Source organism: Kribbella alba (genome assembly GCF_039529635.1).
GTDB lineage: Bacteria > Actinomycetota > Actinomycetes > Propionibacteriales > Kribbellaceae > Kribbella > Kribbella alba.
This window is the reverse complement of sequence record NZ_BAAANE010000004.1, coordinates 1,318,403-1,332,255: the sequence shown is the minus strand read 5'-3', so window position 1 is coordinate 1,332,255 and position 13,853 is coordinate 1,318,403. Positions and strand designations below refer to the sequence as shown.

Genomic DNA, 13,853 nt, shown 5'->3' with positions numbered 1-13,853 from the left:
CCTACGGTTCTTCGGACGCAACGCGGCGATCAGGTGGGTTGCGCTCCCCAGTGGTCGTCTCTCTGCCTGGAGTCGAACCAGGAACCCGGCCTTCGGAGAGCCAGGCGTGCATCCGTCACCAGAGAGTTCCGTACGCCGAACCACCCGTTCGGGCAGGTCGTTCGGCGTACTGAGCCGGGCGTCCACCAGCCAGAGCGGCGGGCGGCCCGTAGTACAGGCTGGGGTCACTCGTCGACGGAGATGACGCGAACCCAGTCGGAGCAGTCGGATTCGCACCAGACGTGATCGCCCGCGCGGGCGATCCGGTCGCGCTGTACGTGACCGCAGGCGAGGTTCACCCGGCGCATCGCGTGACCCTGCTGGACCGGAGCACCGGTCCTGCCGCCGGGAATCCTCCCGGCCTTCCTACGTGGAGTTCTGAGATCGGCCATGGCCGGTCCTCCTCTCTTACTTGTTGTTGTTTCTTGCGTCCTGGCTATTCGGACGCAAGCGGGTGCAGGAGGCAGGAGTCGAACCTGCTCAGCGCGAAGCAACGGGTTTACAGCCCGCCCCACCTCTCCCAACGGTGGCGCTCCTGCTCGGGGTCATACGGCTGTGCGGGGTTTCGGCAGCTGCTCTGGTGATGCGGCTGCGGGGTCAGCAGGGTGTTCGGGGCGAGTAGCGCAGGCGAGATTCGAACCCGCAAGCGACCCGCGGTGAAAGCGCGGCGACTCTTCCGTTTCGTCCACTGCGCCCGGTTCCTGCGTACCCCGTGCCGGATTCGAACCGGCGATCTTCCGGCTGAGAACCGGACGTCCTCCCACTAGACCAACGGGGCCTGGCAGGGCCGGCGGCTGTGGCCGCCGGCCCAGCGGTGAGAGCGAGATTCGAACTCGCGGACCGGCCGAACCGGCCGACGGCTTAGCAAACCGCTGCCCCTGCCATCAGGCGGACCTCACCAAAGTCCCGGCCGCCGTACCCCCACGGCGGCCGGGACATCACCTGCGGCGGCCGTCATGTCCCCTGAGCACGACGGTCGCCGCTGCGGTATCCAGGGATGCGGACTCTCAACCCTTGTGGACAACTCCAGCTCACTCCGCTTCCGCACTTGTACGCTTAGTGAAGAAGGAAGAAGGCGCGGGGCGGGCGACCGCAGTACGGACGTTCGATCCGGGCCGAGACGACCTCGATCCCGAGACCGGTAGCAGCGCGCGCGGCTCAACCCTTGACGCAGATGACCTGCTTGAGGTGGGCGACGACCTCGACCAGGTCGGACTGGGCGGCGATGACCGACTCGATGTCCTTGTACGCCGCCGGCAGTTCGTCCAGCACCCCGGCGTCCTTGCGGGACTCGACGCCGGCCGTCTGCGCGATCAGGTCGTCGACGGTGTACCGGCGCTTCGCCTCGTTCCGGCTCATCCGCCGGCCTGCCCCGTGCGAGGCCGAGTAGAACGAGCGCTCCGAGCCGAGTCCGCGGACGACGTACGACCCGGTCCCCATCGAACCCGGGATCAGGCCCAGGTCACCCCGGCCCGCCCGGATCGCGCCCTTGCGGGTGACGAGCAGGTCGAGCCCGTCGATCGTCTCCTCCGCCACGTAGTTGTGGTGGCACGAGATCGGCTTCTCGAAGCTGACCGGCTGGTCGAACGAGTCCGTGACCGCCTGCATCACCAGGGCGAGCATCACCGCGCGGTTGCGGGCGGCGTACTCCTGCGCCCAGGTGAGGTCCCGGCGGTACGCGTCCATCTCCGGTGTGCCGGACAGGAACACCGCCAGGTCGCGGTCCGGCAGATCGGCGTTGTGCGGCATCGCCTTCGCGATCCGCATGTGCCGCTCGGCCAGTTCCTTGCCGATGTTCCGGCTGCCCGAGTGCAGCATCAGCCAGACCCGGTCCTCGTCGTCGAGGCAGACCTCGATGAAGTGGTTGCCGCCGCCCAGCGACCCCATCTGCTGCTGCGCCTTCTTCTCCCGGTCCTGCACTCCGTCGTGCAGGCTCGAGAACGAACCCCAGAACTGGTTCCACCCGCGGTCCAGCCCGAGCTTGCGCACGCTGACCGGATGCTCGTGCGCCCGGAAACCGACCGGTACTGCGGCCTCGATGCGCGAGCGGATTCCCGAAAGGTCGTCCGGCAGGTCCGCTGCGGTCAGCGAGGTGAGCACGCCCTCCATCCCACAGCCGATGTCGACGCCGACAGCGGCAGGCGACACCGCCTGGTACATCGCGATCACCGAACCAACGGTCGCGCCCTTGCCGAGGTGCACGTCCGGCATCACCCGAACGCCATGCACCCACGGCAGCGCAGCGATGTTCCGTAGCTGCTGCAGCGCCTGCGCTCCCACCTCGTGCTCCTGCGCCCACATCAACGTGGAGCTCTTGGCTCCACTCAGCTCCACCGGAAACTCCACGTCCATCTCCCCACCCCTTCTCGTTGGCTGTCTTGCGGCGGAAGCAGGTCTCGAACCTGCACACCCTCTGAAGGGCCGGCCGTATTCGAAACGGCTGCCGCTAGGCCGAAGCTCGGCTTATTCCGCCTGGTTGGCGAGTGGAGATCCCGGGTGTCGAACCGGTGAAGCGACCTTGCAAAGGTCACCCGCGTGCCGACGCGATCCCCGTCACACGTACCCCATCCAGTACGCCTAGATGCCACGGCGTGCCAGCTGAGTACGCAGTACAAGCTGCCAGGGCAGGGCTCGAACCTGCGGGACCTCGGGTCAGAACCGAGGGTGGGACGCCGTCGCCCACCTGGCACCGCTCTGACGCGGCACCGGTGGGCGGCGCGTCAGAGTGCTAACTCCGCACGCGACGGGATCCACGGTTGCCACAACAGCGGCATGCCGGCTTCGTCGGGCGTGCGAGAGCCCTTCTTCTCGTTGCAGGCCGAGTGCGCCGCGACCGCGTTCAGCCACTCGCCGCGCCCGCCACGGGACCGCGGTACGACGTGGTCCATCGTGGTCGCGCCCGTCCGGCCGCAGTAGGCGCAGCGGTACTTGTCGCGCTTCAGCACGCCCGCCCGGGTGTACTGCAGCCGCCCGGTGGCATACCGCCACTTGGTCACGACATACCGGACCAGCCGGAGCACGCGGGGGAGGGGGAACGGGCCGATGCTGGCGCCGTCGTGCGCCTCTTCGACGACAGCGACCTCCCGGACGAGCATCCGGATAGCGTGCTGGATCGACACGACGTGGAGCTGCTCATATGAGGCGTTGAGCACTATGACACCGCTCATGCTTGGTTCCTCCTCTCTTCCAGTGTGCCCGACAGGCCGTAGCCGGGGCAGTTCTCTCGGTGCGGCTTACCTACTCCTGTACTGCGTGGCGCATGGTGCTGGTGCTGCGTACGGTGCGGCCACACACTTCTGCCTCGGACAAAGCACGCCCGGCAGGACTCGAACCTGCAACCCCCTGCTTCGTAGACAGGTGCTCTCTCCGGTTGAGCCACGGGCGTTCGTTGCGCCCTGCGCCGGATGGACTGCGGATTTCCGGCGCAGGGCACGGTTGGGGCGCCCGCTCGGCCGGTAGCTGAGCATGCTGCGGGCGCCTGGTCGAGCTGGGGAGACTCGAACTCCCGTTCCCCTCAACCCAAATGAGGTGGCCTGGCCGCTGGCCTACAGCTCGCTCTCCCAGGGCGCTGTGCGAGCACCCGGGGAATTGCAATGGCATATCCAGTTGTCAATTCTGCAATTCGCCGCTCGTAAGCGTCGACAAAAGCATCGGTGGAAGGAATCGAACCCTCGCGGCGCGGGATTGGAATCCGGCTTGCTTCCAAAGCTCACCGACGTGAAGGAAATAGAAAGAGCCGCCCTGGTCGGTCGATCCCGACGGGCGGCTCCTGGAGTGATCGTCTAATCTCACAGGTGGTCCGCCGCATCTCGGGCTCAGCTGGACACCCAGCGCGCGGGCATAGGCGTATTCGTGCACGGATCGCAGGCACGCCGGCAAGGCGATGCGCTCCATGCGCCACGCCCTGCTGAGGTTCTGCTTGCCGAACACGGTGGTCTCCTTGTCTGTAGTACTTGCGGGCATTAGTTTCCCCCGCAGTCGTCGTTCAAGTCAATGTATTTGTCCGACTTTCTATTCCCGACCATTTCATTCGGTCCAGCCGCGGTTTGGAACGCGCATGGTCGCGCGCTGGTTCCCGGCCTGTCGGCGCCCTCTGTTTACTCGGCGACGCCACCCCCACGGACACGTAGCAGGCCGCCCTGCTACCGCCTTCTCCATGTACGCCGGCCCCGCTGCCGCAACCGGTACCTGAGAGGCCCACCAACCAGGTGACTTCCACCCGCAGCACCTCACCGCGGACCCACCAACCGCGCCGCGCCGCGTGCCCGCCTCGACGCTCGATCTCTGCGGTGAGGGGTATCGGATTCGGAATCAGCCCGCCCTCCCGCTACACTCTTGCATCGGCCCCCGGGCCACCGCCGCCTTAGCTCAGTCGGCAGAGCGTCTCACTCGTAATGAGAAGGTCGTCGGTTCGATTCCGACAGGCGGCTCCACCCAAACCCCCAGGTCAGCGGCCAGTTCCTCGCCCGGGGGTTTCGTCGTTTCCGGCCTCAAGTTCCCTCGGTGCCCCCGTGGCGCCCCCAATCTTCCGGGCAGCATCCCACAGGTTCTGATCGATGAGGTGCCCGTAGAGATTCATCGTCATGGCCGCCGAGGCGTGCCCCAGGATCCGCTGAACCACCTTCGGGTCAGCGCCCGAGCCGAGCCAGACCGACGCGGCAGTGTGGTGAAGGTCGTGGACACGCAGAGCCGGAGCGCCAATGGCCTTGATCGCAGCCGACCAGCGGGATCAGCTCGTCGACCAGGGGGATGGTCCGAGCGCGATGACGGGCCGACTTTGGCCGGCTGTTCGGAGTGCGGCAGGCGGGAAGACGTAAGTCGGCCCATGTGCAGGGGCAGCGCCGGAAACGCTCAGTAGAGCGACCTCCCTGCGCCACTAGAGGCGCCGTCCTGGCCGGTCCGCTCCTCGGTCCTCTGCTGGCGAGGGTCAGGACTGGTGATTCCGGCGTTGCCTGCGGACGCGCCGCCACTCCCGGTATGGAATCAAGCTTGCCTGACCCAGCTCGGCGGCAATCGCCCCGTAGTGCTCAGGCGTGAGGCGCACGAACGCCGACTGGCCCTCGTCGGCAAGGGAGACGATGTCATCACCGGCCGGGTTCCAGACCGTAGCGTCGTACGCCCACGGTGCGAACGTCACGAACGCTGACCACACCTCGTCCCGTGCGACCTCGATGACTCCGGTCTGCGCGTAGTCGTAGCGCCCTTCAACCCGACCAGTTCGGGAAGCGATTTGCCGCAGAACCTCGGCGGCGGAGACAACATCGGGCGGCCAGTCCTCGCCGCCACCCGGTATGTCGGTCTCGCACCGATTCGCACTGACCTCCACCGTTCTCAGGATCAGGCGGCACGCCTCCACCACGTCAGCATGGCCCCACCCGTCGCTGTCGAGGATGAACGCCTCCATGGTCTCCACCCTGCCAGTATCGACCGTCGCTATCAGCGTGCGATCAAGCCGCGAATCGACCACGGACGGACCGGCCGCACGAGTGCGGACTGGCGGCGAATACGTCCGTCACGATCGCTGGTCTTCGGTGGCCTAGGCTGCTCATATCAGTGAGACTTGCCATGAGCGGGCAGGACATCAAGTATGGGCGTCTCCAGGGGTGGTCCCGGAACGGGGCTTCTAGACCGGCGCGTCGAGCGCGGGGCAGTGGATCGCATGCTGGACCGGGCCATGGCGGGTAATTGCACCGTACTGGTAGTCCGCGGCGAGCCCGGGATCGGTAAGACGGTCGTTCTGGACTATGCGGCCGACCGGGCGTCGGCGTCGGGCTTCCGGGTGGTCCGGGCGTCGGGCGTCGAGTCGGAGATGGAGCTCGCATTCGCCGGGCTGCATCAGTTGTGTGTCCCGTTGCTCGGCCGGCTGGAACGACTGCCGAGGCCGCAGCGTGACGCGTTGGCGGTCGCCTTCGGGGTGCGGGAGGGGCAGGCGCCGGATCGTTTCCTGGTGGGCCTGGCGGTGTTGAGCCTGCTGGCCGCGACGGCGGAGGACCGGCCGCTGGCCTGCGTGGTGGACGACGCGCAGTGGCTTGACCGGGCCTCGGTGCAGTGTCTGGTGTTTGCGGCGCGGCGGCTGCTGGCCGAGCCGATCGCCATGATCTTCGCCGTGCGCGGGCCCGGTGGTGACCCTGAGTTGGCCGGTCTGCCCGGACTGACCGTGGCCGGGCTCGGTAGCGCCGACGCGGGCACCCTGCTGGCATCGGCGGTCGGCGGGCGGCTGGACGCGGAGGTGCGGGACCGGATCGTTGCGGAGGCACGCGGCAACCCGCTCGCCTTGTTGCAGTTGCCCCGCGGTCTGGGACCTGCCCAGCTGGCCGGCGGGTATTGGCTTCCCGACTCGCGGCCCCTGGCCAGCCGCATTGAAAGCAGCTTTCACCGGCAGTTCGAGTCGCTGCCGCCCGAGACGCAGCGGTTGCTGCTGACCGCCGCGGCCGATCCGACCGGGTCCATGACCTTGTTGTGGCGCGCGGGCGAGTTGCAGGGCATCCCGGCCGACGCCGTCGCGCCTGCGCAGGCCGCCGGACTGGTCGAGCTCGGCGCCCGGGTCCACTTCGGCCATCCCCTGGTCCGCTCCGCGGTCTACCAGGCGGCCTCGGCTGGTGACCGGCGGGAGGCGCATCGGGTGCTGGCCGAGGCCACCGATCCTGCGGCTGATCCCGACCGGCGGGCCTGGCATCGCGCCCACGCCGCGGTGGGGCCCGACGCGGAGGTGGCAGCCGAGCTGGAACGCTCGGCCGGCCGGGCACAGGCGCGGGGTGGACTGGCGGCGGCGGCCGCATTCCTCGAGCGCGCAGCGGTACTCACACCGGATCTGGCGCAACGGAGCGAACGGACACTGGCCGCGGCCCAAGCGAAGGTCCAGGCAGGCGCGTTCGAGGCGGCGCGGCAGCTGCTGGGCATGGCCGAGGCGGGATCGCTCGATGAGCTCGGGCGGGCTCGTGTCGACCTGCTGCTCGCTCAGCTCGCCTTCGCGGCAAACCGCGGCAGCGATGCCTCCCCGCTGTTGCTGAGAGCCGCCCAACGGCTCGAACCCATCGATGCCGGTCTCGCCCGCGACACCTATCTGGACGCGCTGAATGCCGCGCGGTTCGCCGGCCGCCTGGCAAGTCCGGGCGGAACACCGCAGGAGGTGGCCGCGGCTGCGCGTGCGGCGCCGCAGGCGTCGCATCCGCCACGCGCGTCCGATGTCCTCCTGGACGGCCTGGCCGCGACCATCACGAAAGGACACGCAGCAGGTGCTCCTATTTTGCAGCGTGCGCTGAGAGCCTTCGACGAGGGGATGTCCGTGGAGGCGGAGCTACGCTGGCTATGGCCAGCCTGTGTCGCGGCTATCCATCTGTGGGACTACGACCGGTGGGACACCTTCTCCAACCGACACGTTCGGCTGACCCGGGAAGCCGGAGCCCTCAGCGAACTTCCCAACGCCCTGAGCCAACGCGTCTACCTGCTCCTCTTCGCCGGCGAGCTGGCCGCCGCGGCCTCCCTGGTCGAGGAATTGCAGGTCGTGACGGAGGCGACGGGAACCCGTCTCGCGCCCTATGGTGATCTGGCCCTCGCCGCGCTGCGGGGCCGCGACGCCGGGTTCTCCGACCTGGCCACTGCCACCAAGGACGAGGTTGCCCAACGTGGCGAGGGTCTTGGGATCGGCCTCACCAATTGGGCAACCGCGGTGTTCAACAACGGTCTTGGTCATTATCAGGACGCGTTGGCAGCGGCCGAATCGGCCAGCGCATACACCGCTGACGTAAGTGCTGCAGTCAACTGGGGCTTGGTCGAGCTGGTCGAGGCGGCCGTACGCTGCGGGTTGCCCGGGCGCGCCACCAACGCCATGCGGCGGCTGGCGGAGTCCACCAGTGCCAGCGGCAGCGATTGGGCGCTCGGGGTGGAGGCGCGGTCCCGGGCACTGCTGAGTCAGGGTGAGACCGCCGATCGTCTGTACCAAGTGGCAATCGAGCGACTCGGCCGAACTCGCATGCGTGCGGAGCTGGCTCGGACGCATCTCGTGTACGGCGAATGGCTCCGGCGCGGAGGTCGCCGTCTCGACGCGCGCGAGCAGCTTCACCTCGCCCACGAGATGCTGACCGATATGGGGATGGAAGGTTTCGCGGATCGTGCTCGTCGAGAGCTTCTGACCACGGGGGAAACCGTTCGCAAGCGCACGGTCGAAACGCTCACCGATCTCACGGCTCAGGAGGCCCAGATCGCCAAGCTGGCCCGGAGCGGACGCACCAACCAGGAGATCGGCGGCCAGTTGTTCATCAGCCCCCGCACCGTCGAGTGGCACCTGGGCAACGTCTTCGCCAAATTGGGCATCACCTCACGCAAAGACCTCCGCTGACGCCGCCGCGATCCGTGGGTGACCGGTCGACCCGGATCTGCGCCGGGATCGACACGCACCGATCGGCGCGACGATCGGCGCGCAGGCCGGGCAGTAGAAACTTCGTGTCGGGAGCGGGAGGCTCGGTCGCCGCAGCAGGCAGGGAGTCGAGCCGGGCCTGGTAGCTGAGGGGCGGTGGACGGAGGTCGCCGGGTGGGACGACGAGGACGACGCGCTCGAACCGACCGGTGTCCTGGGCAAGCAGTCCGGCGATGGCCCGAGCGCCTCGCGAGATGCCCAGCGCGCGGGTGGCTCGACCCGAATCCGCGACTAGGCGGGATTCCTGAGCGTCCCGATCGGCCTGGCGGGATAGCGGCTGCGCCGTCGGAGTTCTTCACCAACGGCCAAGAGTATTGCCTCCGGCGGGGGCCCTCACGACTCCGGGATGACGGGCCGGAGATGGCTGGCTATGCCGGAGTGGGGGCCGGGAGGACGCACGGTGAGCTATGGCAGGGAGAAACCGGTTGCCGCCTTCGGCGTCTGACACGAGACTGCACGAGGGAGTGGTGAGGATGAGCGCAGTCGTAGTCGATCTGAAAGTGAGAGATCTGGCCGATGCCGATCTGGCCGCATGTGGCTTTGCGGGCAGCAAACTGCACCTGACGCAGGTCGCCAAGGAGCTCGACCGGGCGCGGCGCGGGGAAGTCGATTACCTTGCCGTCTGCGCGAAGACCGACCTGCCCCTAGCTATCGGTGGGATCGACTACGTGCCGTATCCCGGCGCAGGTTCGTTGTGGCAATTGTCCGTGCAGCCAGCGTTGCAGTCCTGCGGGATCGGGACTGTACTCATTGGAGCCGCCGAGCAGCGGATTTTGGCCCGAGGTCTTGATCGGGCCGAGATCGGCGTCGAGTTGAGCAATCCCCGAGCCCGGGCGCTATACGAGCGGCTGGGCTATGTCGCATACGACGAGAGACTCGAAGCTTGGGACCAGCAAAACCCTGACGGCTCGATCACGCGGTACGAGACGGTGTGCGCCCAGATGCACAAGAAGCTGACCTAGAGGCGGGGTTCGTGGCGGGGAGCCCAGGCCAAGTTTGCTAACCGAGCAGGTTCTTATCCCCTTCCGGCATGAGGTCTATGAGCGTCGCCATCCCCGAACCAACGCGACGGTGAGCAGCTCATCGAGCGCCATCTTGCCGATGCGAAACTCGGCTTCAAGACTATGCTCGTCCGCTTCAGGTGTTAGGACCCGAGCGCCTGTACGGATTCCTGCGCGGTCGTGTATTCCACATCATCTGGTGGGACCCTAGCCAGTTGGTCTCGCCGACAATCAAGAAGCACACACAGCGGTCCCTCGGCATGCCTCGGAGTCTGTGATCGAACTCAATTCCTCTTGGGCTCAGGCCAGCCAAGAGGCATAGAAGATCCCGAGCCCGGTCGCGACGAAGATCCCTCCGATGATCCAGAAGCGGATCACTACGGTGACCTCTTCCCATCCGAGGTGTTCGAAATGATGGTGGATGGGAGTGATTCGGAAGATGCGACGCCCCGTGCCCGTGAGTCGCCTGGTCAGTTTGAAGTAGCTCATCTGCAGTAGCACGGACATGGTCTCGAGCACGAACAGTCCGGCGACGACGGCCATAAGGAGCTCGGTTCGAGACATGATTGCCAGCCCGGCCAAGGCGCCACCGATGGCGAGGGAGCCGACATCGCCCATCATGATCCGTGCGGGCTTGGCGTTCCACCACAGGAAGCCGAAACAAGCTGCAGCGATGGCGGCCGCGAAGACCGCGAGGTCGAGAGGGTCTCGCACCTGGTAGCACTGTGACTCCACCACAGTGGGCCGCGAGGAGTCGCACAGCTGGTTGTTCTGCCAGACATTCACGATGGTGTATGCGCCGAAGATCAACGCCGAGGCGCCAGCGAGCAGCCCGTCGGCGCCATCAGTGAGGTTGGCGCCATTGGAGGTCGCGGTGACGATGAACCAGGTCACAAGCAGGACCACGATCAGGGGCAGCTTGATTCCCCAGTCCTGAGTGGTGGAGATGTACTGCGATGCCGGCCTGACATCTCGCTCGTCGGCGAAGAATTGCGTAGCCAGGACCCCGAAGACGAGCGCGACCAGCGTCTGACCCGCCATCTTGGCCCGACTACTCAGACCCTGGTTGTTCTGGGTGTAGACCTTGATGAAGTCGTCGAGGAACCCCACAACCCCGCAGCCGAAGAACAGCAAGACCAGGAGCCAAGCGCTGGCACTCGGCCACCCGCCGGTCAAGATCGTTGCCGCCAAATATGCCGCAGCGGCACTCAGCAGGATCACGAGACCGCCCATGGTCGGCGTACCCCGCTTGACATGATGTGTCGTCGGTCCGTCGTGCCTGATCGGCTGGCCTAAGCCGTGACGGGCGAACCATCCGATGGCGATCCGGGTCCCCAGCAGCGAGCAGACCGCCGCCAGCGCGCCGCTCAGGAGTATTGCCCGCAGAACATTCAGCCCCTCTCGGCCATTCGGGTGGTCGATCCCCTTGGAGGCAAGAGGGAGTCGTCTCGCCGCCCATCTGGGGGTGCGAGAATCGGCAAGTCGGTCAAACATAGCGAAGGAGCAGGTCCCAGCAGGCCGCGACGTGGATCGAACTGGGTCTGGCGGCGTTCGCTAAAGAACTGATGGGCGGCGATCACTTCCCCCGGAACACGGTGGTGTAGCCGCGGAAAGCCGACAACCGATAGCTGCGCATGTTCGGCGAAACCGGCCGCTGCAAAGACTGAGTCATCGGTCGGGCAGCGGCCGGTTCGGCGTCGTGGACGGCGCTGGCAGAGTCAGTTCCACCAGTAGAAGTGGTAACCGCCGCCTCGATAGTAGATCTTGCTGACGATGTAGTTCTTGACGAACCCATAGTCGTACCACTGCCTGACGCAGGTCCCGTAGTCGTAGCCGCACGCGACCTCGCCCTCACCCTGGATGCCCGTGCTGACCGTAGATTGCGCGTATGCCGTCGTCCCGCCGCCACCAACCGCGGTCGCCAGCATCCCCACAACCGCCACCATTCGCGTGATGAGTCTCATGAGGTGATTCCGCCCTTCCATCGTCAACTTGCCCTGCGCAACATCGTTACGCCTTGTGTCTCCACCGGTACCCTGTGCAACCACCGCTAATCAGCCAACGCGTCGGGTCCCGCGCCCGAGCATCTGCCGTGCTGGCCAGGTCCACTTGTGGTCGCGCAACGGCAAGGACTCACCGCGAAGTTCCCCGACGTCCAGGCTGCACTGGTCGCCCAGCTGAGTGCGGACCGCGTGCTCGACGGCGAGCTGGTCGTGTCCGCACCAGCCCTAGCCGATCCGGGGCTCGCGAGGTGTGGCGCCAGGCTCTTGCCTAGGGCAACACTGGCAAGCTCGGCCAGCTGACGTCACTCGCTCGGACGGACGATGAGACGTACCGCGATTGTCGCTTGCATTGGCAGCGCAGTCACCGCTCTATCCCGTCGTCAAGCGGCAGAATCACAGCGTCGCCTCGGCCAAGTCTGCGGGCGGGTCCTAGAGTCGGCGATCATCGTTGTCGGTGCGGTCAGCGTCCTCGTGGCAATGACGCTCAGCAGCTTCCTGCCGGCCTACCGGGTGTACCGATCAGAGCTGGTGCCGCGGGCCCCGATTGACCGACTGTCGCAATACGATGGCCGAGTGCACTTTACGGAGTACCACACGCGGCTCGCGGCTTACGCACTGATCGTTGACGAGACCGAGCGGATCCTGCTCGCCTGGTACAACGGCTCTGGTCGGGGCGAACCCTGCTGGACCCTCCCCGGCGGAGGTGTGGAGTATGACGAATCCGTAGAAGAGGCGGTCATCCGCGAAGTCTTGGAAGAGACGGGTTACCGGGTGGTCCTTCATGAGCCCTTGGCGGTGCACTCGTTTACCGCACCCGGAGAGCCGGAAAGGCCCCAGCCGTTCAAGTCGGTTCGTGTCGTCTACCGTGCCACCCTTGCTGGTGGGAGCCTTGGCACGCTCGAGGTGGACGGCACCACGGACTACGCAGAATGGATTTCGCTAGACCAGCTTGGGCGAGAGGAACCTCTTGCCGACATCGTGGACGTCGCCGTCGACGCCTGGCGAGCTCGCCCAGCCTCGGCCTGAGCGAACGCCTGTCGGCGGTCCTGCCCTTCCGGATCTCCGCCTGAGCGGATCTCGGCATGAGCGGGTAGCTAGCGCAGTTCCAAATGAGTTTCACATCGGTACGTCCCGGAACGGGGCCTAATATCTGGTAATGGATCAAGAGTTCAGCGGCGAGGTCATCGAGTGGCGCGGTCCGGCGCCGTACTACTTCGTCTCCGTGCCGGAGCAGGAAGGTGTCGCGCTGCGGGCCACGGCCTCGGCCGCCAGCTACGGCTGGGGAATGCTCCCGATCCGCGCTCGGATCGGCAGCACCGAGTGGAAGACGTCACTGTGGCCGAAGGATGGTGGCTACCTGCTCCCGCTGAAGGACGCCGTGCGCAAGCCCGAAGGACTGCATACAGGCGACGCGGTGGACGTTCGGCTCACGTTCGACGCGCTGCCTCGTACGCCGAAGCTGCCAGCGGCCAAACGGGTGCCCGTTCCCCGCCCGACGGGGTCGCGGGAGCCGGTGACCGTCGAGCAGCTCACGATCGTTCCGGCCAACCAGGCGGCTTGGGAGGACCTGCGGGCGGTCTTCGGCACGACCGGCGACACCGCACGGTGCTGGTGCCAGCGGTTCCGGATGCTGCCCAAGGAGTCCTGGGCGTCTGAAGGTCCCGAAGAGCTCGCCGCCCGGCTCAGCGACCAGACCGCCTGCGGAAACCGAAAGGCACAGGCGACGAGCGGCCTGGTCGCGTACCTCGACGGCGAGCCCGTCGGCTGGTGCGCCGTCGCGCCGCGGGCCGACCACCCGAGGTTGCTACGCGACTGCCGCGTCCCCTGGCTGGGCCGCAACCAGGACAAGGCCGACACCACCGTCTGGGCCGTGACCTGCTTCGTCACCCGCGTCGGCTACCGGCGCCGAGGAGTCAGCCGCGCGATCGCCCGCGCCGCCGTCGGGTTCGCCCGTGAACGCGGCGCCTGTGCCGTGGAGGGCTACCCGGACTTCGTGGACGGCGGGTCCGTCGGCACTCTCGCCATGTTCGCCGATGCCGGCTTCGCCGAGGTGAGCCAGCCGGGCAAACGCCGCGCCGTCATGCGTATCGACTTCTGAGCCTCTAGGCCCCGTTCGTCCAGGACCCGCCCAGCCTGCAGGCGAGAGCACCGGGAGGAGTTCATGGCGATGATCCGTCCTTAGCTGAACGGCAAGAGCGTCGCTGCGAATGACTACACCGACTTTCGCGCGGGTGAGTTCAAAGACGATCTGGGCAGGTCTCTGCTCGTGGTTGAGGAGACGTGCTAGGAGGTTGGGCCACCAGAGGGGCCAAGATCGTTCGTCCGGTGGGGTGCTCCATCTCGGCCCCTCCGGCGTCTCCTGATCGCGCTACGCGTGGGCTGAACGGCAGACGG

The 13,853-nt window shown here is 66.9% G+C and carries 12 protein-coding genes and 9 tRNA genes; 5 read left to right on the top strand and 16 right to left on the bottom strand.

What is annotated here, in order from left to right:
- The 12 genes from ABD210_RS13200 to ABD210_RS13145 form a co-directional block, all read right to left on the bottom strand.
- On the bottom strand, window positions 1-228 hold a 228-nt coding region (locus ABD210_RS13200; RefSeq protein ID WP_344111479.1), incomplete at its 3' end, for a hypothetical protein.
- Complete coding sequence (locus tag ABD210_RS13195; protein WP_344111477.1) at window positions 225-431, bottom strand: hypothetical protein; 207 nt, start codon at window positions 429-431, stop codon at window positions 225-227. The genes ABD210_RS13195 and ABD210_RS13200, both read right to left, overlap by 4 nt.
- 63 nt (window positions 432-494) lie before the next feature.
- Window positions 495-578 (bottom strand) — tRNA-Tyr (locus tag ABD210_RS13190).
- Window positions 579-658: 80 nt separating this feature from the next.
- A tRNA-Glu gene (locus ABD210_RS13185) sits at window positions 659-734 on the bottom strand.
- An 11-nt stretch (window positions 735-745) separates the two neighbouring features.
- A tRNA-Glu gene (locus ABD210_RS13180) sits at window positions 746-817 on the bottom strand.
- A 34-nt stretch (window positions 818-851) separates the two neighbouring features.
- Window positions 852-939: transfer RNA gene (locus tag ABD210_RS13175), tRNA-Ser, on the bottom strand.
- 258 nt (window positions 940-1,197) lie between these two features.
- Window positions 1,198-2,391 carry an RtcB family protein gene (locus ABD210_RS13170; protein WP_425552658.1) on the bottom strand — a complete coding sequence of 398 codons (1,194 nt, stop codon included), beginning with the start codon at window positions 2,389-2,391 and terminating at the stop codon, window positions 1,198-1,200.
- Between the two features lie 29 nt (window positions 2,392-2,420).
- Window positions 2,421-2,512, bottom strand: a tRNA-Ser gene (locus ABD210_RS13165).
- Window positions 2,513-2,655: 143 nt separating this feature from the next.
- Window positions 2,656-2,728, bottom strand: a tRNA-Gln gene (locus ABD210_RS13160).
- A 31-nt stretch (window positions 2,729-2,759) separates the two neighbouring features.
- Entirely contained in the window at window positions 2,760-3,206 is a 447-nt protein-coding gene (locus ABD210_RS13155) for an HNH endonuclease (protein WP_344111476.1), read from the bottom strand.
- Between the two features lie 144 nt (window positions 3,207-3,350).
- Window positions 3,351-3,424: transfer RNA gene (locus ABD210_RS13150), tRNA-Arg, on the bottom strand.
- 94 nt (window positions 3,425-3,518) lie between these two features.
- Window positions 3,519-3,594, bottom strand: a tRNA-Pro gene (locus ABD210_RS13145).
- Window positions 3,595-4,396: 802 nt separating this feature from the next.
- Between ABD210_RS13145 and ABD210_RS13140 the strand changes: the two genes are divergently transcribed.
- Window positions 4,397-4,472: transfer RNA gene (locus tag ABD210_RS13140), tRNA-Thr, on the top strand.
- Between the two features lie 14 nt (window positions 4,473-4,486).
- Here the strand turns inward: ABD210_RS13140 and ABD210_RS32450 are convergent.
- Entirely contained in the window at window positions 4,487-4,750 is a 264-nt protein-coding gene (locus tag ABD210_RS32450; protein WP_425552673.1) for a tyrosine-type recombinase/integrase, read from the bottom strand.
- A gap of 216 nt (window positions 4,751-4,966) precedes the next feature.
- Window positions 4,967-5,506 (bottom strand): hypothetical protein, encoded by a 540-nt coding sequence (locus ABD210_RS13135; RefSeq protein ID WP_344111475.1) that lies wholly within the window; start codon window positions 5,504-5,506, stop codon window positions 4,967-4,969.
- Window positions 5,507-5,626: 120 nt separating this feature from the next.
- Here ABD210_RS13135 and ABD210_RS13130 point away from each other — a divergent pair, with 120 nt between their 5' ends.
- Both ABD210_RS13130 and ABD210_RS13125 read left to right on the top strand, forming a co-directional pair.
- Window positions 5,627-8,377 (top strand): helix-turn-helix transcriptional regulator, encoded by a 2,751-nt coding sequence (locus ABD210_RS13130; RefSeq protein WP_344111474.1) that lies wholly within the window; start codon window positions 5,627-5,629, stop codon window positions 8,375-8,377.
- A gap of 551 nt (window positions 8,378-8,928) precedes the next feature.
- Window positions 8,929-9,417: a GNAT family N-acetyltransferase gene (locus ABD210_RS13125; RefSeq protein WP_344111473.1), complete on the top strand. Its 489-nt coding sequence runs from the start codon at window positions 8,929-8,931 to the stop codon at window positions 9,415-9,417.
- Between the two features lie 339 nt (window positions 9,418-9,756).
- Here ABD210_RS13125 and mraY read toward each other — a convergent pair whose 3' ends face one another.
- Window positions 9,757-10,842, bottom strand: a complete 1,086-nt coding sequence (gene mraY, locus ABD210_RS13120; protein WP_344112048.1) for a phospho-N-acetylmuramoyl-pentapeptide-transferase — start codon at window positions 10,840-10,842, stop codon at window positions 9,757-9,759.
- A 332-nt stretch (window positions 10,843-11,174) separates the two neighbouring features.
- Window positions 11,175-11,420: a hypothetical protein gene (locus tag ABD210_RS13115; protein WP_344111471.1), complete on the bottom strand. Its 246-nt coding sequence runs from the start codon at window positions 11,418-11,420 to the stop codon at window positions 11,175-11,177.
- Between the two features lie 516 nt (window positions 11,421-11,936).
- Between ABD210_RS13115 and ABD210_RS13110 the strand changes: the two genes are divergently transcribed.
- Entirely contained in the window at window positions 11,937-12,485 is a 549-nt protein-coding gene (locus tag ABD210_RS13110; protein WP_344111470.1) for an NUDIX hydrolase, read from the top strand.
- Between the two features lie 130 nt (window positions 12,486-12,615).
- The gene (locus ABD210_RS13105) at window positions 12,616-13,557 is read left to right on the top strand and encodes a GNAT family N-acetyltransferase (RefSeq protein WP_344111469.1); all 942 of its coding nucleotides are present in this window, start codon (window positions 12,616-12,618) and stop codon (window positions 13,555-13,557) included.
- The last annotated feature ends 296 nt before the right edge of the window (window positions 13,558-13,853 follow it).

What these genes read in the sequence shown, in the direction of transcription:
- ABD210_RS13195 (WP_344111477.1), bottom strand. Translation starts at nt 431, where the DNA reads ATGGCCGATCTCAGAACTCCACGTAGGAAGGCCGGGAGGATTCCCGGC.
- ABD210_RS13170 (WP_425552658.1), bottom strand. Translation starts at nt 2,391, where the DNA reads ATGGACGTGGAGTTTCCGGTGGAGCTGAGTGGAGCCAAGAGCTCCACG.
- ABD210_RS13155 (WP_344111476.1), bottom strand. Translation starts at nt 3,206, where the DNA reads ATGAGCGGTGTCATAGTGCTCAACGCCTCATATGAGCAGCTCCACGTC.
- ABD210_RS13130 (WP_344111474.1), top strand. Translation starts at nt 5,627, where the DNA reads ATGGGCGTCTCCAGGGGTGGTCCCGGAACGGGGCTTCTAGACCGGCGC.
- ABD210_RS13125 (WP_344111473.1), top strand. Translation starts at nt 8,929, where the DNA reads ATGAGCGCAGTCGTAGTCGATCTGAAAGTGAGAGATCTGGCCGATGCC.
- ABD210_RS13115 (WP_344111471.1), bottom strand. Translation starts at nt 11,420, where the DNA reads ATGAGACTCATCACGCGAATGGTGGCGGTTGTGGGGATGCTGGCGACC.
- ABD210_RS13110 (WP_344111470.1), top strand. Translation starts at nt 11,937, where the DNA reads ATGACGCTCAGCAGCTTCCTGCCGGCCTACCGGGTGTACCGATCAGAG.
- ABD210_RS13105 (WP_344111469.1), top strand. Translation starts at nt 12,616, where the DNA reads ATGGATCAAGAGTTCAGCGGCGAGGTCATCGAGTGGCGCGGTCCGGCG.